This window comes from Asanoa sp. NPDC050611 (assembly GCF_040654855.1).
Classification (GTDB): domain Bacteria; phylum Actinomycetota; class Actinomycetes; order Mycobacteriales; family Micromonosporaceae; genus Asanoa.
In genome coordinates this window covers 1-19,711 of sequence record NZ_JBFAIU010000125.1, presented here as the reverse complement: position 1 = coordinate 19,711, position 19,711 = coordinate 1, and the positions used below count along the sequence as shown (strand labels likewise).

Here is a 19,711-nt window from a genome sequence, read left to right as displayed (position 1 = left end):
GTGATGTCCTCGCAGGTCATTCGTTCCCCCATCAGTCGTCGAACCGGCCGTCCCAGCCCGGCCGGTTGGTCCGGTAGATCCGCGCGGCGGCCTCGTCGAGCCGGCGGGCCGCCTTCGACGTGATCAGATAGCCGGGTCCCGCGGCCAGCCGCAGGGGGTGCAGCCAGCCTTGTCGCACCATGCGGGACACCGCCGTCCGCACCGCGGGCGGTGCGATGCCGAGGGGTGCGAGCAGGCGCACGAGGGCGGCGACGGGGGCCCTGCCGCCACGAGGGTGCAGGTAGTCGCCATAGAGGTCGAAGAGTGCCGACCGTGCCTGCATGACCGCACATTGTGACAGCCACTTTCAAGATAAGCTAGATGCTGTCACATCAATACCGGCTCGGTTTGGGCCCAGCGGTGGTTATCAGGGAAAATCATTGGTCGGCGCCCCGCGAGGCGCCCTCGGGTAACACGGTGCCACGGGCCGTAGCGTGGCACCGCCGAAACGAAGTGGCTGTGGGAAGACCCACCACCCTGGCGAGTCTGAGGGGAGACAACATGGCGGCGATGAAGCCGCGGACGGGCGATGGTCCGCTGGAGGTCACCAAGGAGGGCCGGGGCATCGTGATGCGGGTTCCGCTGGAAGGCGGAGGGCGGCTCGTCGTTGAGATGACCCCTGACGAGGCCAACGCGCTCGGTGACGCACTGAAGACCGCCGCCGGCTGACGTCCGACCGTGCCCGCCGGCACGCCCGCCCAGGGCTGCCGGCGGGCCTCTATGTCTCGACGGCTGCCCGCAGATCGGACGGCCCAGCACAACCCCGGGAGGCCGGCGTGCCCACGTTCCGTTTCATCGACCCGGCCGAGGTCGATGCGCAGACCCTCGTCGTGCCCGTGCGGGCCGGCGCGCCTCCGACCGGCGGGCTGCCCGCCGACGTCGTGGCGATGGCCGCTGACCACAGCGGCAAGGCCGGCGTGGTCGAGGTGCTGCCCCGGCCCACCCAACAGCCGGCCAAGGTGCTGCTCGTCGGCATCGGCGACGGTCGCCCGCACGGCTGGCGATCCGCCGGCGCGGGTCTGGCCCGGTCCACCGCCCGGACCGCGACCGTCACCGTGACCCTCGCAGCCGAGGCCGACCCTGACATCCGCGCGTTCGCCGAGGGCGTCCTGCTCGGCTCCTACCGCTTCCGGCTCGCCGAGCCGAAGCCCGGCGGCGCGCCCGAGCTGACCGAGGTGCTGCTGGCCGGCGCGCCGGACGAGGCCGCCCTGGCCGCCGCCAGGGTCACCGCCGAGGCCACCACGCTGGCCCGGGACCTCACCAACATGCCGTCCGACCAGAAGACGCCGGAGTGGTTCGCCGAGCGCGTCACGGCGGCCGCCGCGGCGTACGACGGTGTGACCGTCTCCGTCCGTGACCCTGACCAGCTGGAGGCCGAGGGCTTCGGCGGCATCCTGGCCGTCGGCGGTGGCTCCGCGCGCGGCCCGCGCCTCGTCGAGCTCGCCTGGGCTCCGGAGCACGCCACGCAGCACGTCGTGCTGGTCGGCAAGGGCATCACGTTCGACACGGGCGGCATCTCGATCAAGCCGCGCGACGCGATGAAGCTCATGCGCAAGGACATGGGTGGCGCGGCGGCCATCGTCGCCGCGACCATCGGCGCCGCCGCGCTGCGCCTGCCCGTCCGGGTGACCGCGCTCGCGCCGCTGGCCGAGAACCTGGTCAGCGGCTCGGCCTTCCGCCCGGGCGACGTCATCCGGCACTACGGCGGCCGCACCAGCGAGAGCAACAACAGCGACGCCGAGGGCCGGCTCGTGCTGGCGGACGCGCTCGCCTACGCGGTCGACACGCTGGCGCCGGACGTGATCGTCGACCTGGCCACGCTGACCGGCGCCAACGCGGTCGCGCTCGGCAAGCGCACGGCCGCGCTCTACAGCGACAACGACGGGCTGGCGAAGGCGCTCGAAGGCGCCGCGGTGGACGCCGGCGAGCAGGTCTGGCGGATGCCGCTGACCGCCGACTACCGCGACTTCCTCTCCAGCGAGCTGGCCGACCTGAGCAGCATCGCCTCCGAGGGCGGCGCGGGCTCGGTGATGGCCGCGCTCTACCTGGCCGAGTTCACCGGGCCGCTGCGCGACCGCTGGGCGCACATCGACATGTCGGCACCGTCCTGGGCCGACTCGGACAGCGCCGAGCTGACCAAGGGCGCCACCGGCTGGGGCGTACGCACGCTGCTCCGTTGGCTGGCGGCCCTCTAGCGGCGGACCGCGGTGAGCAGGCCGGCACCGGTGGGCAGCAGCGCCGGGACCCAGTCGTCCGAGTCGCGCAGGTCCTTGACGACCTCGCGGATCAGCACCGTCTCCGCGTCCCGGGCGGCCGGGTCGCCGATCCGGCCGCCGGCCAGGGCGTTGTTGACCGCCAGCACGCCGCCGGTGCGCAGCAGGCGCCCGGCGGCGGCGACACAGGCCGCGTACTCGGTCGGGTCCGCGTCGACGAAGACCAGGTCGTATCCGTGGTCGGTCAGCCGCGGCAGCACGTCGAGCGCACGCCCGGTGATGATCCGCGTACGCGACGGCGCGAACCCGGCCTCCTGGAAGATCCGCCGGGCCACCCGCTGGTGTTCGTTCTCCACGTCGATCGTGGTGAGCACCCCGTCGGGGCGCATGCCGCGGAGCAGCCAGACGCCGCTCACCCCGGTGCCGGTGCCGATCTCGACCAGCGACCGGGCGTTGCCGGCGGCGGCGAGCAGGCGCAGGGCGGCTCCGGCACCCGGTGTCACGCACGGCAGACCGACCTCGTCGGCGAGTCGACGCGCCGTCTGCAGCACCAGGTCCTCCGGCGGGTACGCGTCGGCGAACTGCAGCGCCTGCGCTGTGGCCGGGCCGGCGGCGCCCATGGTGAACCTCCGTGCGAGGGGGAGCGGGGGGACCGGGTATGAGCGTAGAGCGCACCGTCGGTGTTGGATGGACGGCGGTGCGGTGAAGGCGTTGGGCAACTGCCGAATGGTCTTCAGGTATCCATGTAATCCTTGAGTCGGGGTAGTGGGCGACGACCGGGAGGCGACGTGACCGACGGTTGGAACTGGCAACAGCCCGGCGACGGCCGGCCCTCGGGCCAGCAGGTCCCCGGCGCGATGCCGGCCAACCCCGTGCCGCCGGGCCCCATGCCGCCCAGCTACGTGCGCCCCGTGCCGCCCAGCTCCGCGCCGCCGACCAGCCCGATGCCGACCAGCCCCATGCCCGCCGGACCCATGCCCGCCGGCCCCAGGCCGACCGGCTACGGCCCGGCCGCACCTGTCAACGGGGCCAGCCCGTGGTGGTCCGACGCCCTCGGCGACCCGTGGCGCGACCCGCACGCCGCGGCCGCCGTCGTGCTCCCGCCCGGTCCGACCGGCGCCGCCGAGCCCGAGCCCGTGGTCGACCCCGACGCACCGCGCCCGCCCGGCAACCGCTCGGTCCTGCTCGTCGCCGTCGTGTCCGCGCTGCTCGCGGGCCTGCTCGGCGGTTCGCTCGGCTACGCGTTCGCCGCCCGCAACGGCATCGGCGGTGGCGGCGCCGCGCTCGGCGGCAACGGCGCGAGCCCGCCGGCCGCCGCCAACCGCCCGCCGGACTCGGTGGCCGGCGTCGCCGCGCGCCTGCTGCCGAGCGTGGTGACCGTCCGGGTGGCCTCGAGCAGCGGCTCCAGCCTCGGCTCCGGCTTCGTCGTGTCGGCCGACGGCTACGTGATCACCAACGACCACGTGGTCGAGGGCGGCGGCACCCAGACCTTCACCGCCGTGTTCAGCGACGGCAGCACGGCCTCGGGCAAGCTGGTCGGCCAGGACCCGGAGTCCGACATCGCCGTGATCAAGCTGGCCCGGTCCGGCCTCACGCCGGTCGAGTTCGGCGACTCCGACCAGATCGCGGTCGGCGACCCCGTGCTCGCGATCGGTTCGCCGCTCGCGCTGGCCAACACCGTCACGTCGGGCATCGTGAGCGCGCTCGACCGCACCATCCAGGCCGGCGAGCCGGGCGGTCCGGTCCGCTACTACGCGGCGATCCAGACGGACGCGGCGGTCAACCAGGGCAACTCGGGCGGCCCGCTGGTCGACATGGGCGGCCGCGTGGTCGGCGTCAACGCCGTGATCAAGTCGGTCTCGGCCGACGAGCAGTCCGCGGGCAACATCGGCCTGGCCTTCGCGATCCCGATCAACCAGGCCAAGCGGGTCGCGCAGGACATCATCGGGACCGGCAAGGCCCGCCGCACGGTGATCGGCGCGAAGGTGACCGAGGGCCGCACCACCGGCTCCGGTGTGCGGCTCGACACCGTCGAGGCGGGCGGCCCGGCCCAGGCGGCCGGCCTGCGCGCCGGCGACGTGGTGACCCGGATCGACCGCCACCCGCTGGAGGAGGCGACGGACCTGATCGCGATGGTCCGCAAGTACGCGCCGGGCTCGGTGGTCACGGTGGAGTTCCGCCGCGGCACGGAGACCCAGACCGCCTCGGTGACCCTGGCCGCGGACGCGCAGTAGCGGACGCCTCTCAGCTCGCGTTCACCAGCAGGCCGTTCCCTTCCCTTACCGGCCGCGCGTAGTGTTGCGCCGGGGACTGCACGAGGGAGGCCCGGTGTTCGAGAATCTGAACTGGTGGGAGATCGGTCTCCTTCTGCTGGTGGCCCTGCTGATCTTCGGCGACAAGCTGCCCAACGTGATCAGTGACGGGCTGCGCATGGTCCGCAACCTGCGCCGCATGGCCAGCAACGCGACCGGTGACCTGAGCCGCGAGCTCGGCACCGACATCCAGCTCGAGGACCTGCACCCGAAGGCGTTCATCCGCAAGCACCTGATCAGCGAGGAAGAGCAGGAGTCCCTGCGCAAGCCGCTGCAGAAGATGTTCGACGACGCCAAGACGGACCTGACCGGCGTGCACAACGACCTCAAGGACGTCGCGCAGGCGGTCGACCTCAAGAAGCCGGCCACCGAGGCCGCGGCGACCCCGGCGCCGGCTCCCCGGCGTTCGTTCGACGACTACACGTAGGGCGTCAGCGGCCCGCGGGACGCAGGCCGAGCGACTTGCCGATCAGCGACTCGCGGCGCACCGCCAGCCGGTCGGCCACCGCGGAGATCGCCTGGGCGGCGGGCGCGGACGGCTCGGCGAGCACGATCGGCAGCCCGGCGTCGCCGGCCTCGCGGACCCGGGTGTCCAGCGGGATCTGCCCGAGCAGCGGCACCTCGGCGCCGAGCGTACGGCTGAGCTTCTCCGCCACGATCGCGCCACCGCCCGATCCGAAGATCTCCATCCGCTCGCCCGTGGGCAGCTCCAGCCAGGACATGTTCTCCACGACGCCGATCAGGCGCTGGTGGGTCTGCAGCGAGATGGCACCGGCCCGCTCGGCCACCTCGGCCGCCGCGACCTGCGGGGTGGTGACCACGAGGATCTCCGCGCTCGGCAGCAGCTGGGCCAGGGAGATGGCCACGTCGCCGGTGCCCGGCGGCAGGTCGAGCAGGAGCACGTCGAGGTCGCCCCAGTAGACGTCCGCGAGGAACTGCTGCAGCGCCCGGTGCAGCATCGGGCCGCGCCAGACGACCGCCGCGTTCTGCGCGGTGAACATGCCGATCGAGATCACCTTCACGCCGTGCGCGGCCGGCGGCATGATCATGTCTTCCACCCGGGTGGGTCGCCCGGCGGCGCCCAGCATCCGGGGCACCGAGTGGCCGTAGATGTCGGCGTCGACCACGCCGACGGCGAGGCCGCGGGCGGCCAGCGCGGCGGCCAGGTTGACCGTGACGCTGGACTTGCCGACGCCACCCTTGCCGCTGGCGATCGCGTAGACCCGCGTGCGCGAGCCCGGCTGGGCGAACGGGATGACCGGCTCGGCGCCACCACCGCCGCGGAGGCGGGTCTGCAGGTCCTGGCGCTGCTCGGTGCTCATCACCCCGAAGTTGATCTCCACGCCGCTGACGCCCGGCACGGCGCTGACCGCATTCGTGATGTCGGTGTTGAGCTTGTCACGCAAGGGACAGCCGGCGACGGTGAGCAACAGCTCGACCCGTACCCGCCCGTCTTCGTCGATCGTGAATGACTTGACCATGCCGAGATCCGTGATCGGGCGGCGGATCTCCGGGTCGTCGACGGTGGCGAGTGCGGCCTGGACGGCGTCCTCGCGGGACGTGGCAGGTGCGGACATGATGCAACTGTATGTCGAAGCTCAGGCGTCGCTGTCCGCGTGGTCGTCCGGCTCACCCTCGGGTTGCTTGGCCTTGCGCTTCTTGCGCGGCCGCTCGTCGAGTTCCTCGAGCAGCCGGCTCAGCTCCGAGCGCACGAAGTCCCGGGTCGCGACCTCGCCGATCGCCAGCCGCAGCGACGCGATCTCCCGCGTCAGGTATTCGGTGTCGGCCTTCTGCGCGGCGGCCCGCCGCCGGTCCTCCTCCAGTGCGAGCCGGTCACGGTCGGCCTGGCGGTTCTGCGCGAGCAGGATCAGCGGCGCGGCGTAGGACGCCTGCAGCGACAGGATCAGGGTCAGGAACGTGAAGGTGTACGGGTCGAAGCGCCACCCGCTCGGTGCCAGGGTGTTCCAGCCGACCCAGAGCAGGATCACGATCGTCATGTAGACCAGGAACTTGGCGGTGCCCAGGGCCCGGGCGATCGCCTCCGACCAGCGGCCGAACGACTCCGGGTCGAACCTGGGCAGCTTCAGCCGGTGCGGCTCCCGCGGCTGGTCGAGCCGCGGCGCGCGGCGCGGCTCAGCCATCCGCGCCGCCGTTGCGGCCGTTCGGTGCCGTGCGGTGCGGCACGGCCACCGGCGAGGCCGGCACGTCGTCGGGCACGTCGCGGTCGCGCCAGTCCGGCGGCAGCGAATGGTCGAGCACGTCGTCGACGGTGACGGCGCCGACCAGCCGGTTGCTCTCGTCGACGACCGGCATCGCGACCAGGTCGTACATGGCCATCCGGCGGGTGATCTCGATCAGCGGCGTGTCGGGCCGCAGCGGGTTGATGCCGGCGTCCACCACGCCGCCGAGGATCTCCGACGGCGGCTCGCGGAGCAACTTCTGGAAGTGCACCATGCCCAGGTATTTGCCGGTCGGCGTGGCCATCGGCGCGCGGGCGACGAACACCTGCGCCGCCACCGCGGGCGGCAGTTGGGCCTCGCGGATCCGGGCCAGCGCGTCGGCGACGGTGGCGTCCGGCGTGAGGATCACCGGCTCGGAGGTCATCACGCTGCCGGCCGTGCCCGCCGCGTACTTGAGCAGCTGCCGGACCGGCTCCGCCTCGTCGGGCTCCATCAGGTCGAGCAGCGCCTGCCGCTCCGGGCCGGGCAGCTCGCCGAGCAGGTCGGCCGCGTCGTCGGCGTCCATCTCCTCGAGGATGTCGGCGGCCCGCTCCTGGTCGAGCACGGCGAGGATCTCGATCTGGTCGTGCTCGGGCAGCTCGCTGAGCACGTCGGCGAGGCGCTCGTCGTCGAGCGCGGCGGCGACCTCGTTGCGCCGGGTGTCGGACATCTCCTGCAGCGCGTTGGCCAGGTCGGCCGGGCGCATCTGCTCGAGCACCGCGAGCAGGCCGGCCGTGCCCTGGGTGTCGGTGAGCCCGATCAGCCCGCGGACCCGGTCCCACTCCAGCTCGACGAGCTGGCCGCGGCGCGTGAGCCGGCGGCTGGGCTGGCGCACCGCGACCTTGGCCAGCGACCACTCGCCGGTGCGGTTGGTCTCCATGGCGAGATCGACCACCACGCCCGGGGTCTCCTCGGGCAGGATCGTCACCCGGCGGTCCAGCAGGTCCTCGAGGACCAGCAGCTCGTTGGGGCGCTTCTCGAAGCGGCGCAGGTTGAGCGTGCCGGTGCTGAGCACGACCGCGTCCGGGTCGATCGAGGTGAACCGGCCCATCGGCAGGAAGATCCGGCGCCGCACGGTCATCTCCGCGACGAGGCCGACCACCTGGGGCGGACGGTTGGTGGTGCGCAGCCGGGCGACGGCGTCGCGGACCCGGCCGACCTGGTCACCGTTGGGGTCGTAGACCGCCAGGCCGGCGAGCCTCGCGATGTAGACCCGCGCCGTCGTCACGAGACCAGCCTAATTCCCTAGGCTGTGGCCCATGTCTACCGTCGCGTACGAGATCGTCGACGTCTTCACCGACCGGCCGTTCACCGGCAACCCGCTCGCCGTGGTGTTCGGCGGCGAGGAGCTGGCGGCGACGCAGATGCAGGCGCTGGCCCGCGAGTTCAACCTGTCGGAGACGGTCTTCGTGCTGCCGCCGTCCCCTGGTGCGCAGGCCACCTACCGGGCGCGGATCTTCACGCCCAACAGCGAGCTACCGTTCGCCGGCCACCCGAGCGTCGGCGCGGCGGTGACCGCGAGCGCCCGGGGCGTGTTCGCGGCCGGCGAGGTCGTCCAGGAGTGCGGCGCCGGTCTGCTTCCGGTGGTGGTGTCCGGTTCGAGTGCGACGCTGACCGGCGGCACCGCCACCGTCGGCGAGCCGCTCGACCCGGGCCCGCTGCTGGCCGCGGTGAGCCTGACGGCCGAGGATCTCGACTCGGCGGCCCCGCCCCGGGTCGCCGGCTGCGGCCTGGAGTTCCCGTACCTGCCGGTGCGCGCCGACGCGGTGGCCAGGGCCCGGGTCGACAGCGCCGCCGCGCGCGGCGTGGTGGCCGACAGCATCGACGTGTTCGCCTGGGACCCCCAGTCCTTCACCGCACACGCGCGGGTCTTCGCCCCGGGCCTGTCGGTGCCCGAGGACCCGGCCACCGGCTCGGCCGCCCTCGGGCTCGGCGTCTGGCTGGTCGCGGGCGGGCTGTTGCCGGCCGACGGGGAAAGCGGCTACGTCGTGCACCAGGGTGTCGAGCTGCACCGGCCGTCGGTGCTGGAGTGCGTGGTCTCCACCGCGGGCGGTGCCGTGACCAACGCTCGGGTGACCGGCAACGTGGTGCCGATCGCCCGCGGCGAGATGGCGGTGCCGCCGTTCGTCGGATAATACGACTGGCGGTATATACCGACGGTCGGTAGCATCGGGCCATGGCGATGCAGGAACCGACATTCTTCATCCTGACCGCGCTGGCCGAGCAGCCACTGCACGGCTACGGCGTGATCCGCGCGGTGACCGACCTGTCCGGCGGCCGGATCACGCTGCGGGCGGGCACGCTCTACGCGGCGCTCGACCGACTCACCGAGGAGGGCCTACTCGTCGTCGACCGCGAGGAAGCCGTCGACGGCCGGCTGCGGCGCTACTACCGGCTGACCGACGACGGCACCACCGCGCTGTCGGCCGAGGTCGACCGGCTGCGGGCCAACGCCGCGATGGCGGGGGCCCGGCTGCGCCGGACCACCCGGCTCGCGTTCGGCGCCGGGCGGTGAACCCGCTCGAGCGCCGTTACCGACGACTGCTGCTCGCCTATCCCCGCGGCTACCGCCGGGCGCGGGGCGAGGAGTTGGTGACGACCCTGCTGGAGGGTGCGCCGCCCGACCGGACGCGCCCGGCGGTCGCAGAGGCGTGGGACCTCGTCCGGGGCGGGCTGCGGCAACGCTTCGGGCCGCCGCACGGGCGCCGCTACACCGCGCTGGCCGTGCTCGGCGCGGCCGCGCTCGCCTGGGTCGCGTTCGGCGGGGCGCTGCGGGTCGCCGGCGAACCTGATCCCGGCGACGTGGCGCTGCCGGCGGCGATGTCGCTCATGCCGCCCGACGTCATGGCCGCAGGGCGGGCCGAACGGAACTGGACGTCGTCCGGCGGGCCGACCGAGGTGGAGGTCACCTACGCACCGGGGTCGCGGCCGCTACCCGAGCTGATCGCCGCCCTGCGCGAACGGGCGCTGGCCGAGGGCTGGACGGGGGTGGCCGTGAGCGCCACCGGGTTCACGGTCGAGCGCGGCGGCGAGACCATGGTCGTCACCGTGGGCACCGGCCCGACGGAGTTCGGCATCAGCCCGTTCGTCGACATCCGCTACCCACTGCCGGGGCCGCTGCTCCCGACCGCGGCCGCCGCCGTGGTGCTGGGTGGGCTGACCGGTTGGCTCCTGACGGCGTGGACGCTGCGCCGGTTCCGGTCACGGGCGGCGACGAGCCGGCTCGCCATCGCGCTGACCGGCGTGCCCGCCCTGCTGTTCATCACGGCGTCGGCGATCGGCGTCGCCCTCAACGCCCGCGGCAGCACCCTCACGATGGCCTTCTCCGCCGCCCTGCCCGAGCGGCTCGGCCTCCTCTTCGGTGCGGTGACGCTGGTCCTCGCGGCGCTGCTGCCGGTCGAGCGCCGGACCGCCACCCCGCCGGTCGACGCGGTCCGGGCGGGCACGCGCATCCTCGCCGCGGTCCACCTCGCGTTCGGCGTCGCGATCGCGACCGTCTTCGTCACCTTCGCGGTGCGCATGTGGGCCACCGGGGCGAACCGGGCCGAGATGGTCAGCGGCTTCCACGACCCGAAGCTGGTCCTGCCGTTCGCGGTCTACGTGCCCGTCGCGCTGCTCTACTACTCCGGCGTCCTCCTGTCGCCGCTGCTCCTGCTGGTCTCGGTGCCGCTGCTCGGCGTCGGGCGCGGCCGGGTCAGCCCGGCCGCGTGGCGGGTCCTGCTGGTCGCCGCCATCTCCGCCGCGACGCTGCCGGCCCTGCTGCTCACGCCGTACGGCGGCGACGTGGCGCGCTGGTGGCTCGACTAACGCCGCCGCACCTTGTGGAGGCGGAACGGCTTGCGGGTCGGCCGGGCCGCCGGTGTCTCGCGGGGCGGCTCGGCGAGGCTGTCGTCGGGCAAGTCGGGCCGGGTGACGACCGGGCCGTCGGCGGCCGGGCTCAGGCAGCTCAGCGTGCAGTCCATCGCCCACCGCTCGAGCAGCTGGTCGGTCGTGCCCGACGCGTTGAGCCGCTTGCCGCCGACCTGCGGCGCGACCGCGTTCCACTCGTCGTCACCGGGCTGCACCCGGCGCACGTCGGCGGTCCAGGTGACGATCCGGCCGCCGTGGTCGCCGCGCAGCGTCACCTCGGCGGTGGTCGCGCCGGCGAGCCCGGGCAGCCGCTGCTCGCCGATGCCGCTGATCACGTAGAGCGCGCCGTCGACCGGGACGCACCAGAGCCCGCGGGGCTCGCCGCCGTCGACGGACACCCAGGCCACGGCCGCCTTCTTGATCGCCTCTTCCACCACCGGGTCGGTCACCCTCCCATCCTGCCCGGCACGGGGGCGTGCTGGCCATGGTCGACCTCGTCCAGCACGCCGACGAGCCCGTCCACCGCGCGCCCGGACCAGCCCTCGTCGGCCGCGAAGACCAGATGGTCCGCGAGGTCCGGCGCGGCCAGCCGCACCGGGGTCATGCCGACCCCGGCCGCGCCGGTCAGCTCGTGGCTGCCGCCGTCGCCCACGTAGAGGCACTCCTCGGGGGCGACGCCCAACCGCTGGCAGGCGGCGAGGTAGATGCTCGGGTCCGGCTTGCAGACCCGCTCCTCGACGGAGAACACGGCGGTGTCGAGCAGCGGCGCGATCGGCAGGCTGGGCAGGAGGGCGGGCAGCTCGTGGGTGCAGTCACTGACCACCGCGGTACGCAGCCCGCGCAGCCGCAGCGCCCACAGCACCGGCACCGCCTCGTCCCGCAGCTCCGTGTCGTGCCGGACGGCGCGCAGCCGGCACTCCAGGGCGGCCCGCACCGCCTCGTCGGAGGGGTCGGCACCGGCCCGGGCGGCGATCCAGCGCAGGTTGTCCTCCGCGGAGCCGAGGTCGCCGCTGGCCCGGCGGTAGTAGGACGCGTCCAGCAGGGCGATCATCACCCTGGGATCGCATCCCAGGATCTGGGCCGTCTCGAGGTGCTCCGGACCTCGGTGGACCGGCCGGGTGAGAGTGCCGAAGAAGTCGAACACGACCGCGCGTAATGCGGGCACCATCAGCCTCCATGGCATGACCTGGGGGCAGTAGCTGGCAAGACCGGGGCAGCCTATCGACGCACGGCGCGGTGCCCTATCGGCTGATCGACTGACTGTAGTCGGATAAACGCACGTTGTGATTTGTGAGGATGGTTCACTGTGCACCGCCCCGCCATCGACCCGGCCGCCACCCTGGCGCTGGTCGTCGCCGTCCTCGCCGTCTCCACGTCGGGCCCGCTGATCGCGTTCGCCACCGCCGCCCCGGCGCTGGCCATCGCCTTCTGGCGCAACGCCCTGGCCGTGGGTGTGCTCGGCCCGATCTCGCTGATCGCGCGGCGCGGTGAGTACGCCCGCCTGGCCCGCCGCGAGGGCCTGTTCTGCGTGGCGGCCGGCGTCGCCCTCGCGGCGCACTTCGCGGCCTGGATGCCGAGCATCCGGTTCACCACCGTCGCCGCGTCCACGGCGCTGGTCGCCACCCAGCCGGTCTGGCAGGGCCTGATCTCGGTCGCCCAGGGCCGCAAGCTGCGCACGGTGACCTGGGCCGGCATCGGCGTCGCGGTGCTCGGCGCGGTGCTCGCCACGGGCGCGGACTTCGGCGTCTCGACCCGCGCGGTGGTGGGCGACCTGCTCGCGGTGGTCGGCGCGGTGATGGCGGCCGCGTACACGGCGCTCGGTGAGCGGGCCCGGGTCACGCTGAGCACGACCACGTACACGACGATCTGCTATTCGGTCTGCGCGGTGCTGTTGCTGGTCATCTGCCTGGCCTCGGGCCAGTCGCTGGCCGGCTACCCAGGCACGACGTGGCTCGCGATCCTCGGCCTCGTGGTGGGCGCCCAGTTACTCGGGCACACGATGTTCAACTACGCGCTGCGCCGGGTCTCGGCGACCACGATCAGCGTGCTGATCCTGCTCGAGGTGCCGGGAGCCGCGCTGATCGCCTGGCTCTGGCTCGGCCAGGTGCCGCCGACCGCCTCGCTGCCGGGCCTGGCCCTGCTCCTGGTCGGCGTCGTGATCGTGGTGCTCGGCGGCGCACAGGCGAGCCGCCGCGAACGCGAGCGGGCACAGGCGCGCGAGGTGGAGACCGCGGGCACCCTGCCGTAGGGCTAGCTGATCGCCTGTTCGCTGGCCTTCCAGAGGGCGGCCGCGAGCGCCGGGTCGGCGGCCTTGGTGCGGAGCCGGCGAGGCTTCATGTCGTAGTAGTACGCGCCGTTGACCAGCAGCGCCGGGTCGGCCGTGGCCAGCCAGACCAGCGTCTCCGCGCCCTTCTCGGGACCGCGCAGCAGCGGCGTGTGCTTCATGCCCCAGGAGATCAGCCGGTTCTCGTTGTAGAAGCGGGTCCGCACCGCGCCCGGGTGGTACGAGAACGCCAGCATTCCCGGCCACTGCCGCGCCGCCTCGGCCGCGAACAGGATGTTGGCCTGCTTGCTCGTGCCGTACGCCCGCAACGGGATGTAGCCGTCCAGCGACCGGTTCAGGTCGCGCGGGTCCAGGTTGCCCCAGCGGTGCGTGCTGGACGCGGTCACCACCATCCGGCCGATCCGGTCGTGCAGCAGCACGGTGAGCAGGAAGCTGGCCAGGTGGTTGGCCTGGATGGTCAGCTCGTAGCCGTCCACGGTGGTCGCCGGGTGCAGCACGATCGCGCCTGCGTTGTTGGCCAGCACGTCGATCCGGTCGTACGCCGCGCGCAACTGCTCAGCGAGCCCACGCACGTCGTCGAGCGCGGCGAAGTCGGCGCGGAACGAGGCCGGCAGCGTGCCGGCGGCGTCGCGCACCTCGGCGGCGGCCGCGGCCAGCCGGGCCGGGTCGCGGCCGACGAGGACGACCTGGTCACCCCGGCGGGCCAGGGCGACGGCGGCGGACAACCCGATCCCGGAGCTGGCCCCGGTGATCACTGCGACTCGCCCGGTGACTTCTTCCACTGCTTGGTTCTCCTCGGTCGTCGCGCGAGGTTACCGTTGGTTTTCGTCAGTGCTGCGTTTGTCCAGTGCTGCATGTGGCCGGTGCTGCGCTAACTCTAACGATCGTGAGGAGCCGTCGATGGCCGCTGCGGGACGCCCACGCCGGTCCTGTCTGGCCGTACCCGGTTCCAGCCTGAAGATGCTCGACAAGGCCCGGGGGTTGCCCGCGGACCAGGTTTTTCTCGATCTCGAGGACGCGGTCGCGCCGCTGGCCAAACCGGAGGCGCGCAAGAACGTGGTCGCGGCGCTCAACGAGGGCGACTGGGGTGACAAGACCCGCGTGGTACGCGTGAACGACCTGACCACCGAGTGGACGTACCGTGACGTCGTCGAGGTGGTCGAGGGCGCCGGCACCAACCTGGACTGCGTCATGCTGCCCAAGGTGCAGTCCGCGGCGCACATCGAGTGGCTCGACCTGACGCTCACCCAGATCGAGAAGGCCATCGGCCTGCCGGTCGGCGGGATCGGCATCGAGGCGCAGATCGAGAACGCGGCCGGCCTGGTCAACGTGGACGCGATCGCGACGGCGTCGCCGCGGGTCGAGACGATCATCTTCGGCCCCGCGGACTTCATGGCGTCGATCAACATGCGCTCGCTGGTGGTCGGCGGGCTGATCCCCGACTACCCGGGGGACCCGTACCACTACATCCTGATGCGCCTGCTGATGGCCGCGCGGATGCACGACAAGCAGGCCATCGACGGGCCGTTCCTGCAGATCCGCGACGTCGAGGCGTTCCGTGAGGTCGCCAAGCGGTCGGCCGCGCTCGGCTTCGACGGCAAGTGGGTGCTGCACCCGGGGCAGATCGACGCGGCCAACGAGATCTACGCGCCGGCGCAGGAGGACTACGACCGCGCGGAGCAGATCCTCGACGCGTACGCCCACGCCACGTCGGAGGCCGGCGGCAAGCTGGGCGCGGTGATGCTCGGCGACGAGATGATCGACGAGGCGTCCCGCAAGATGGCGCTGGTCATCGCGGCCAAGGGCCGGGCCGCCGGGCTGACCCGCACGCCGCAGGAGTAACCGGCGGCACTCGCGCGAGGGGGTCTCGTTGCCCGGGGTTGCGGACACGGGGCAGGATCTCACGCATGGGAATCGACACGCAGCCTGACGACGGGTTGACCACCATCCGCCTCGACGGGCGGGTCGCGCTGGTCACGGGGGCCGGCAGCCCCGACGGCATCGGCTACGCGACCGCGCGCCGGCTGCTGCAGCTCGGCGCCAAGGTGGCGATCGTGTCGACCACCCGGCGCATCCACGACCGGGCCACCGAGCTGGGCGCCACGGGTTTCGTCGCCGACCTGACCGACGAGGCCGAGGTCGGCGCGCTGGCCGACGCCGTGGCCGAGCAGCTCGGCGACGTCGAGGTGCTGGTCAACAACGCCGGCCTGACGAGCCGGGCCAACCCCGAGATCCTCCGGCCGGTCGCGCAGCTCACCTTCGACGAGTGGCGCTCCGAGATCGACCGCAACCTGAGCACGGCGTTCCTGTGCAGCCGGGCGTTCATCGGCGGCATGGCCGAGCGGGGCTGGGGCCGCATCGTCAACCTGTCGGCGACCGCGGGCCCGGTCAACGCGCTGCCCACCGAGGCCGCCTACGCCGCCGCCAAGGCCGGCGTGATCGGCCTGACCCGCGCGCTGGCCATGGAGATGGTGGCCGACGGGGTGACCGTCAACGCGGTCGCGCCGGGCACCATCTACACCGCCGCGTCCACGGTCACCGAGCTCAAGCAGGGCCTCGGCACACCGATCGGGCGGCCGGGCACGCCCGACGAGGTGGCCGCCGCGATCGCGTTCCTGTGCTCGCCGGCCGCTTCCTACATCACCGGGCAGATGCTGGTCGTCGACGGCGGCAACAGCGTGCGCGAGGCGCACTACAGCTAAGGCGCCTAGTAGCCGCTGTTGCCCGTGCTCGTGCTGTCGAGGGTCGCGCCGAGCCAGCCGAGGCCGATCGCGCCGCAGCAGAACAGCACGTACATGGCGGTCAGCACGTAGCCGAGCACCAGGCCGGCGGTGGCCAGGCCGCCGCCCTCCTCGCCGGAGGTCGCGAGCTGCCGCTTGGCCATGTGCCCGAGCACGATGCCCGCCGGCGGCACCAGGATGCCGAGGATCAGCGCCAGGATCGCCATGGTGTTCGTGCCGCGCGGCGCCGTGTAGCCGTAGGGCTGCGGCTGGTATCCGGGGTAGCCGCCCTGCTGCCCGTACTGCGCGTACTGGGCGTACGGGTCCGGCTGGCCGTAGGGCTGGCCCGAGGACGGGTCCGCCGGCGCGTAGGGGTTCGGCGGTGCCGCGGCCGGGTCCGGCTGCCCCGAGATCGGCGGCTGGTAGGCCGGCGGCGTGGGCTGCCGCGGTTCGTACGGCTGCCCGGGCTGGTAGGGGTCGGGCTGGTTGCCTGGGGGTGGGTAGCTCATCGTCGCCTTTCCCGAGTCGTCCCCGGCACGATACTCAACGCGAGGGAACCATTCCTGTCCCGAGCCCCGTCGCGACGAGGGAAGATGGCAGACATGGCGCGCCTGGCCCAGACACCTGGCCTCACCGACGTGCAGACGTCGATCCTGGAGACCGTCCGGGAGTTCGTCGACAAAGAGATCGTTCCGCACGCTCAGCGGCTGGAGCGTGCCGACGAGTACCCGGCCGACATCGTCGACGGCATGCGGGAGATGGGGCTTTTCGGACTGACGATCGACGAGGAGCACGGCGGCCTCGGTGAGTCGCTGCTGACGTACGCCCTCGTGGTCGAAGAGCTGTCCCGCGGCTGGATGTCGATCTCCGGGATCGTCAACACGCACTTCATCGTCGCCTACCTGATCGCGCACCACGGCTCGCCGGAGCAGCGGGCGGCGCTGCTGCCGAAGCTGGCGACCGGCGAGATGCGCGGCGCGTTCTCGATGTCGGAGCCGGGCTGCGGCTCGGACGTGGCGGCGATCCGCTCGACCGCCCGCCGCGACGGCGACGGCTACGTCCTCGACGGCCAGAAGATGTGGCTGACCAACGGCGCCTACTCGTCGGTGGTGGCCACGCTGGTCCGCACCGACGACGGCGCCGACAGCCGCTCGGCTTCGCCGACCGGGAGCAGAGTAGGAAACATGACCTGCTTCCTGCTGGAGAAGGAGCCCGGTTTCGGCGAGACCGCGCCGGGCCTGACCATCCCCGGCAAGATCGCCAAGATGGGCTACAAGGGCGTCGAGACGACGGAGATGGTGCTCGACGGCGTCGCCGTCCCGGACTCCGCCGTCCTCGGCGGTCCCGAGCAGGTCGGCCGCGGCTTCTACCAGATGATGGACGGCATCGAGGTCGGCCGGGTCAACGTCGCCGCCCGCGCGTGCGGCATCTCGATCCGGGCGTTCGAACTGGCCATCGCGTACGCGCAGCAGCGGCACACGTTCGGCGAGCCGCTCGCCGGTCACCAGGCGATCGCGTTCAAGCTCGCCGAGATGGCCACCAAGATCGAGGCCGCGCACCAGATGATGGTCAACGCCGCCCGGCTCAAGGACGCGGGCGCCCGCAACGACGTCGAGGCCGGCATGGCCAAGCTGCTGGCCTCCGAGTACTGCGCCGAGGTGGTGCAGGAGTCGTTCCGGATCCACGGCGGCTACGGCTACTCCGCCGAGTACGAGATCGAGCGGCTGATGCGCGAGGCGCCGTTCCTGCTCATCGGCGAGGGCACGTCGGAGATCCAAAAAACGATCATCTCGCGGGGCCTGCTCAAGGAGTATCGCCTCTAGGGTGAACGCGTGGCGGCCACCGCGCTTCGCAAGGACCGCAACTTCCTGCTGTTCTGGGTCCTGCAGACCGTCTCGGTCGCCGGTGACTCGCTGACCACCCTCGCGGTGCCGGTGCTCGTGCTGCAGCACACCGGCTCGGTGTTCCAGATGGGCCTGGTCACGGCCACGATCGGCGTGGCCTGGCTGGTTTCCGGCGTGCTGTCCGGTTCGGTCGTCGACCGGCTCGACCGCCGTACCGTGATGATCGCCTGTGACGTGGCCCGGGCCGCGCTCTATGCCCTGGTCCCGCTGGTCTGGCTGGCCGCACCGCACGTCTGGGTGCTCTACGTGGCGATGCCGCTCGGCGCCGCGGCCGGCATGCTCTACCAGGTCGGCTACATCACCGCGGTGCCGGCGCTGGTCGACCGCGCGCAGATCACCCAGGCGAACGGCCTGCTCTCGGCGTCGTTCGCGGCGGCCGGCGTGACCGGCCCGGCAATCGCCGGCGCGCTGTTCACGGTGCTCGACCCGGCCTGGGTGATCGGGATCGACGCGGTGACCTTCGGTCTGTCGGCCGTCGCGATGTCGTTCGTGAAGCTCCGGCCCCGGGTCGGCAGCCCGGCGCACGAGTCGCCGATCCGCGGCTTCGTCACCGGCGTGCGGTTCCTCTGGCGGCAACCGGTGCTGCGCACGCTCACGCTGCTCCTGTGCGGGGTCATCTTCCTGACGTACGCCATGGACGACCTGCTCATCTACCGCCTGCGGGAAGACCTCGGCCAGGGCGGCGGCGCGGTCGGCGCGGTGTTCGCGATCGGCGCGGCGGGGACGATCGTGGCCGGGTCGGTGGTCGCCGTGCTGCGCCGCCGGCTGGGCTTCGGCGCGTGCTGGATCGGGGCGTACGCGTTGACCGCGGTCGCCCTGGCCGGCGCCGGCAGCGCGCCGGTGGTGCCGGTGCTGGCCGGGCTCCTCGCGGTGGTGATGTTCTGCCAGGGCGTGGCGGGCACGTGCTCGATGTCGCTGCGCCAGGAGATCACCCCGGACCACCTGCTCGGCCGGGTCACCTCGGCGTTCTGGACCATCCACTACCTGCCGGGCCCGCTCGGCGCGCCGCTGGTCACGTTCGCCGCGTCCCGGTTCGGCGTGCCGGCGGTGACCCTGGTGCTCGCGCTCGGCCTCGGCGTGATCGCCCTGGTCGCGGCGTTCTCCCCGCTGCGGGCCCGGGATTTCGCGGCGCTAGAACTCGACCGCCCGGCGCATGGTGAAGCTCTGTAGCCGGGTCGCGTAGCCCAGGTGCGTGTTGAGCCGGCGCATGTCGGCGTTGCCCTGCTGGGTCCAGGTGTAGACCTCGGTGAGCCCGGTCGCGGCGGCGTGCGCGAGTGCGATCCGCTTGAGGTAGGCGGCGACGCCCCGGCCGCGCCAGTCGCGGCGGACCACGGTCAGCGCGTTCTCGGCGCGGTGCGGGTTGTCGTCGTCGGCGATCAGGCCGGCGAGCCCGACCGGCTCGCCCTCGGCCAGGGCCAGGAACATCGCGGCGGGGTCGCCGATCCAGTTCGTCCGCCACTCGTCGAGGCTCGCGTGCATCGGAGCGATCAGCGCCATGTCGGCGAAGGCCTGCTGGGCGAGCCCGTCGTAGGCGACGTCCCACAACTCGGGCCGCTGCGCGACGGTGACCACCTCGACGTCGGCCCGGGGCGGCGGTGCCTGCTCGGCGCCGATCGCGCGGACCTGCTCGACCTGGCGGTCGACCTCGGTGAAGGCGTGCCGCTCGGCGAACGCCCGGGACCCTTCGTCGTCGGCATGCGCGAGCACCTGCCCGACGCCCAACGTCGCCGCGTGCGCCCAGAGGTGCGCGAGCACCCGGCTGCCGATGCCCTGCCGGCGGAACTCGGGCAGCACCCGCGGTGTGACGGTGGCGGCGCCGGCGATGCTGGACCGGTTGGCCGTGCCGCTGCCGATCAGCTTGCCGTCGCGCTCGACCACGAGCACGAGCGAGTCGCGGGTCAGCGACGCGCGCATCTCGGCGATCGAGGGCGCCCGCTCGTAGGGCACGACCGCCATCCGCACCTGCCGCACGAGCGCGAAGTCATCGTCACCGCTGGCCCGCCGCACCGTCAGCATGTGCGGACGTTAACCCGCCCTGCCCTCCCTCGCGACCGAGTTTGCTCTGCCGCCATATACGCATCGCAGGCGAGCACGCCCACCTGCGCCGCGATCGGCTCGTCGCGGGCCTCCTCGACGCCGCCGACCCGCAGGTTGACCAGGTCGAGCGTGTC

The 19,711-nt window shown here is 72.9% G+C and carries 21 protein-coding genes and 1 pseudogene; 12 read left to right on the top strand and 10 right to left on the bottom strand.

Annotated features, from left to right (window positions below):
- Nucleotides 1-37 precede the first annotated feature (37 nt).
- Nucleotides 38-322 (bottom strand): annotated as a pseudogene (locus tag AB0H87_RS20310) (PaaX family transcriptional regulator); the annotation flags it as partial.
- 218 nt (nt 323-540) lie between these two features.
- Between AB0H87_RS20310 and AB0H87_RS20305 the strand changes: the two are divergent.
- The gene (locus tag AB0H87_RS20305; RefSeq protein ID WP_089253522.1) at nt 541-708 is read left to right on the top strand and encodes a DUF3117 domain-containing protein; all 168 of its coding nucleotides are present in this window, start codon (nt 541-543) and stop codon (nt 706-708) included.
- A 107-nt stretch (nt 709-815) separates the two neighbouring features.
- The gene (locus AB0H87_RS20300; RefSeq protein ID WP_360147521.1) at nt 816-2,234 is read left to right on the top strand and encodes a leucyl aminopeptidase; all 1,419 of its coding nucleotides are present in this window, start codon (nt 816-818) and stop codon (nt 2,232-2,234) included.
- Here AB0H87_RS20300 and AB0H87_RS20295 read toward each other — a convergent pair.
- Complete coding sequence (locus tag AB0H87_RS20295; protein WP_360147518.1) at nt 2,231-2,872, bottom strand: O-methyltransferase; 642 nt, start codon at nt 2,870-2,872, stop codon at nt 2,231-2,233. The two genes, AB0H87_RS20300 and AB0H87_RS20295, sit on opposite strands and share 4 nt — an antisense overlap.
- A 354-nt stretch (nt 2,873-3,226) precedes the next feature.
- On the opposite strand from AB0H87_RS20295, the gene AB0H87_RS20290 reads away from it, so the two are divergent.
- Both AB0H87_RS20290 and AB0H87_RS20285 read left to right on the top strand, forming a co-directional pair.
- On the top strand, nt 3,227-4,486 hold the full coding sequence (locus tag AB0H87_RS20290; protein WP_360147531.1) for a trypsin-like peptidase domain-containing protein: 1,260 nt from the start codon (nt 3,227-3,229) through the stop codon (nt 4,484-4,486).
- A gap of 94 nt (nt 4,487-4,580) precedes the next feature.
- Nucleotides 4,581-4,991, top strand: coding sequence for a preprotein translocase subunit TatB (locus tag AB0H87_RS20285; protein WP_360147515.1), 411 nt, complete (start codon nt 4,581-4,583; stop codon nt 4,989-4,991).
- A 4-nt stretch (nt 4,992-4,995) separates the two neighbouring features.
- Here the strand turns inward: AB0H87_RS20285 and AB0H87_RS20280 are convergent, their stop codons facing one another.
- From AB0H87_RS20280 to AB0H87_RS20270, 3 genes are read right to left on the bottom strand one after another with little or no spacing between them, the layout of a single operon-like run.
- Nucleotides 4,996-6,141 carry an Mrp/NBP35 family ATP-binding protein gene (locus tag AB0H87_RS20280; RefSeq protein WP_360147512.1) on the bottom strand — a complete coding sequence of 382 codons (1,146 nt, stop codon included), beginning with the start codon at nt 6,139-6,141 and terminating at the stop codon, nt 4,996-4,998.
- 21 nt (nt 6,142-6,162) lie between these two features.
- The gene (locus tag AB0H87_RS20275) at nt 6,163-6,705 is read right to left on the bottom strand and encodes a DUF1003 domain-containing protein (RefSeq protein WP_360147509.1); all 543 of its coding nucleotides are present in this window, start codon (nt 6,703-6,705) and stop codon (nt 6,163-6,165) included.
- Nucleotides 6,698-8,011 carry a CBS domain-containing protein gene (locus AB0H87_RS20270; RefSeq protein WP_360147506.1) on the bottom strand — a complete coding sequence of 438 codons (1,314 nt, stop codon included), beginning with the start codon at nt 8,009-8,011 and terminating at the stop codon, nt 6,698-6,700. The genes AB0H87_RS20275 and AB0H87_RS20270 overlap by 8 nt, the downstream gene beginning before the upstream one ends.
- 31 nt (nt 8,012-8,042) lie before the next feature.
- On the opposite strand from AB0H87_RS20270, the gene AB0H87_RS20265 reads away from it, so the two are divergent.
- Genes AB0H87_RS20265 through AB0H87_RS20255 form a run of 3 tightly spaced genes read left to right on the top strand, consistent with a single transcriptional unit; the run spans nt 8,043 to nt 10,590 of the window.
- A complete protein-coding gene (locus AB0H87_RS20265; RefSeq protein WP_360147503.1) occupies nt 8,043-8,918 on the top strand; it encodes a PhzF family phenazine biosynthesis protein in 876 nt (291 codons plus the stop codon).
- 47 nt (nt 8,919-8,965) lie between these two features.
- Complete coding sequence (locus AB0H87_RS20260; protein ID WP_360147528.1) at nt 8,966-9,298, top strand: PadR family transcriptional regulator; 333 nt, start codon at nt 8,966-8,968, stop codon at nt 9,296-9,298.
- Nucleotides 9,295-10,590 carry a hypothetical protein gene (locus tag AB0H87_RS20255; protein WP_360147500.1) on the top strand — a complete coding sequence of 432 codons (1,296 nt, stop codon included), beginning with the start codon at nt 9,295-9,297 and terminating at the stop codon, nt 10,588-10,590. The genes AB0H87_RS20260 and AB0H87_RS20255 overlap by 4 nt, the downstream gene beginning before the upstream one ends.
- Here the strand turns inward: AB0H87_RS20255 and AB0H87_RS20250 are convergent.
- A complete protein-coding gene (locus AB0H87_RS20250; RefSeq protein WP_360147497.1) occupies nt 10,587-11,081 on the bottom strand; it encodes a hypothetical protein in 495 nt (164 codons plus the stop codon). The two genes, AB0H87_RS20255 and AB0H87_RS20250, sit on opposite strands and share 4 nt — an antisense overlap.
- Nucleotides 11,078-11,797, bottom strand: a complete 720-nt coding sequence (locus tag AB0H87_RS20245) for an HAD family hydrolase (protein WP_360147494.1) — start codon at nt 11,795-11,797, stop codon at nt 11,078-11,080. Before AB0H87_RS20245 ends, AB0H87_RS20250 begins: the two co-directional genes overlap by 4 nt.
- A gap of 141 nt (nt 11,798-11,938) precedes the next feature.
- On the opposite strand from AB0H87_RS20245, the gene AB0H87_RS20240 reads away from it, so the two are divergent.
- Nucleotides 11,939-12,880: a DMT family transporter gene (locus tag AB0H87_RS20240; RefSeq protein WP_360147491.1), complete on the top strand. Its 942-nt coding sequence runs from the start codon at nt 11,939-11,941 to the stop codon at nt 12,878-12,880.
- A gap of 2 nt (nt 12,881-12,882) precedes the next feature.
- Here AB0H87_RS20240 and AB0H87_RS20235 read toward each other — a convergent pair whose 3' ends face one another.
- On the bottom strand, nt 12,883-13,698 hold the full coding sequence (locus AB0H87_RS20235) for an SDR family NAD(P)-dependent oxidoreductase (RefSeq protein WP_360147488.1): 816 nt from the start codon (nt 13,696-13,698) through the stop codon (nt 12,883-12,885).
- Nucleotides 13,699-13,816: 118 nt separating this feature from the next.
- On the opposite strand from AB0H87_RS20235, the gene AB0H87_RS20230 reads away from it, so the two are divergent.
- Nucleotides 13,817-14,758: a CoA ester lyase gene (locus AB0H87_RS20230; RefSeq protein WP_360147485.1), complete on the top strand. Its 942-nt coding sequence runs from the start codon at nt 13,817-13,819 to the stop codon at nt 14,756-14,758.
- Nucleotides 14,759-14,823: 65 nt separating this feature from the next.
- Entirely contained in the window at nt 14,824-15,618 is a 795-nt protein-coding gene (locus AB0H87_RS20225; protein WP_360147482.1) for an SDR family NAD(P)-dependent oxidoreductase, read from the top strand.
- Nucleotides 15,619-15,623: 5 nt separating this feature from the next.
- Here AB0H87_RS20225 and AB0H87_RS20220 read toward each other — a convergent pair whose 3' ends face one another.
- Complete coding sequence (locus AB0H87_RS20220; protein ID WP_360147479.1) at nt 15,624-16,145, bottom strand: DUF4190 domain-containing protein; 522 nt, start codon at nt 16,143-16,145, stop codon at nt 15,624-15,626.
- A gap of 93 nt (nt 16,146-16,238) precedes the next feature.
- On the opposite strand from AB0H87_RS20220, the gene AB0H87_RS20215 reads away from it, so the two are divergent.
- Entirely contained in the window at nt 16,239-17,459 is a 1,221-nt protein-coding gene (locus AB0H87_RS20215; RefSeq protein WP_360147525.1) for an acyl-CoA dehydrogenase family protein, read from the top strand.
- Between the two features lie 9 nt (nt 17,460-17,468).
- Nucleotides 17,469-18,710: an MFS transporter gene (locus AB0H87_RS20210; RefSeq protein WP_360147476.1), complete on the top strand. Its 1,242-nt coding sequence runs from the start codon at nt 17,469-17,471 to the stop codon at nt 18,708-18,710.
- On the opposite strand, the gene AB0H87_RS20205 is transcribed toward AB0H87_RS20210, so the two are convergent.
- Nucleotides 18,672-19,556: a GNAT family N-acetyltransferase gene (locus AB0H87_RS20205; RefSeq protein ID WP_360147473.1), complete on the bottom strand. Its 885-nt coding sequence runs from the start codon at nt 19,554-19,556 to the stop codon at nt 18,672-18,674. The genes AB0H87_RS20210 and AB0H87_RS20205 overlap by 39 nt on opposite strands.
- Between the last annotated feature and the right edge of the window lie 155 nt (nt 19,557-19,711).

Bases quoted from the DNA above. Each gene is read 5' to 3' on its own strand.
- AB0H87_RS20305 (WP_089253522.1), top strand. From the start codon at position 541: ATGGCGGCGATGAAGCCGCGGACGGGCGATGGTCCGCTGGAGGTCACC.
- AB0H87_RS20295 (WP_360147518.1), bottom strand. From the start codon at position 2,872: ATGGGCGCCGCCGGCCCGGCCACAGCGCAGGCGCTGCAGTTCGCCGAC.
- AB0H87_RS20290 (WP_360147531.1), top strand. From the start codon at position 3,227: ATGCCCGCCGGCCCCAGGCCGACCGGCTACGGCCCGGCCGCACCTGTC.
- AB0H87_RS20280 (WP_360147512.1), bottom strand. From the start codon at position 6,141: ATGTCCGCACCTGCCACGTCCCGCGAGGACGCCGTCCAGGCCGCACTC.
- AB0H87_RS20275 (WP_360147509.1), bottom strand. From the start codon at position 6,705: ATGGCTGAGCCGCGCCGCGCGCCGCGGCTCGACCAGCCGCGGGAGCCG.
- AB0H87_RS20265 (WP_360147503.1), top strand. From the start codon at position 8,043: ATGTCTACCGTCGCGTACGAGATCGTCGACGTCTTCACCGACCGGCCG.
- AB0H87_RS20260 (WP_360147528.1), top strand. From the start codon at position 8,966: ATGCAGGAACCGACATTCTTCATCCTGACCGCGCTGGCCGAGCAGCCA.
- AB0H87_RS20230 (WP_360147485.1), top strand. From the start codon at position 13,817: ATGGCCGCTGCGGGACGCCCACGCCGGTCCTGTCTGGCCGTACCCGGT.
- AB0H87_RS20225 (WP_360147482.1), top strand. From the start codon at position 14,824: ATGGGAATCGACACGCAGCCTGACGACGGGTTGACCACCATCCGCCTC.
- AB0H87_RS20220 (WP_360147479.1), bottom strand. From the start codon at position 16,145: ATGAGCTACCCACCCCCAGGCAACCAGCCCGACCCCTACCAGCCCGGG.
- AB0H87_RS20215 (WP_360147525.1), top strand. From the start codon at position 16,239: ATGGCGCGCCTGGCCCAGACACCTGGCCTCACCGACGTGCAGACGTCG.
- AB0H87_RS20205 (WP_360147473.1), bottom strand. From the start codon at position 19,556: ATGCTGACGGTGCGGCGGGCCAGCGGTGACGATGACTTCGCGCTCGTG.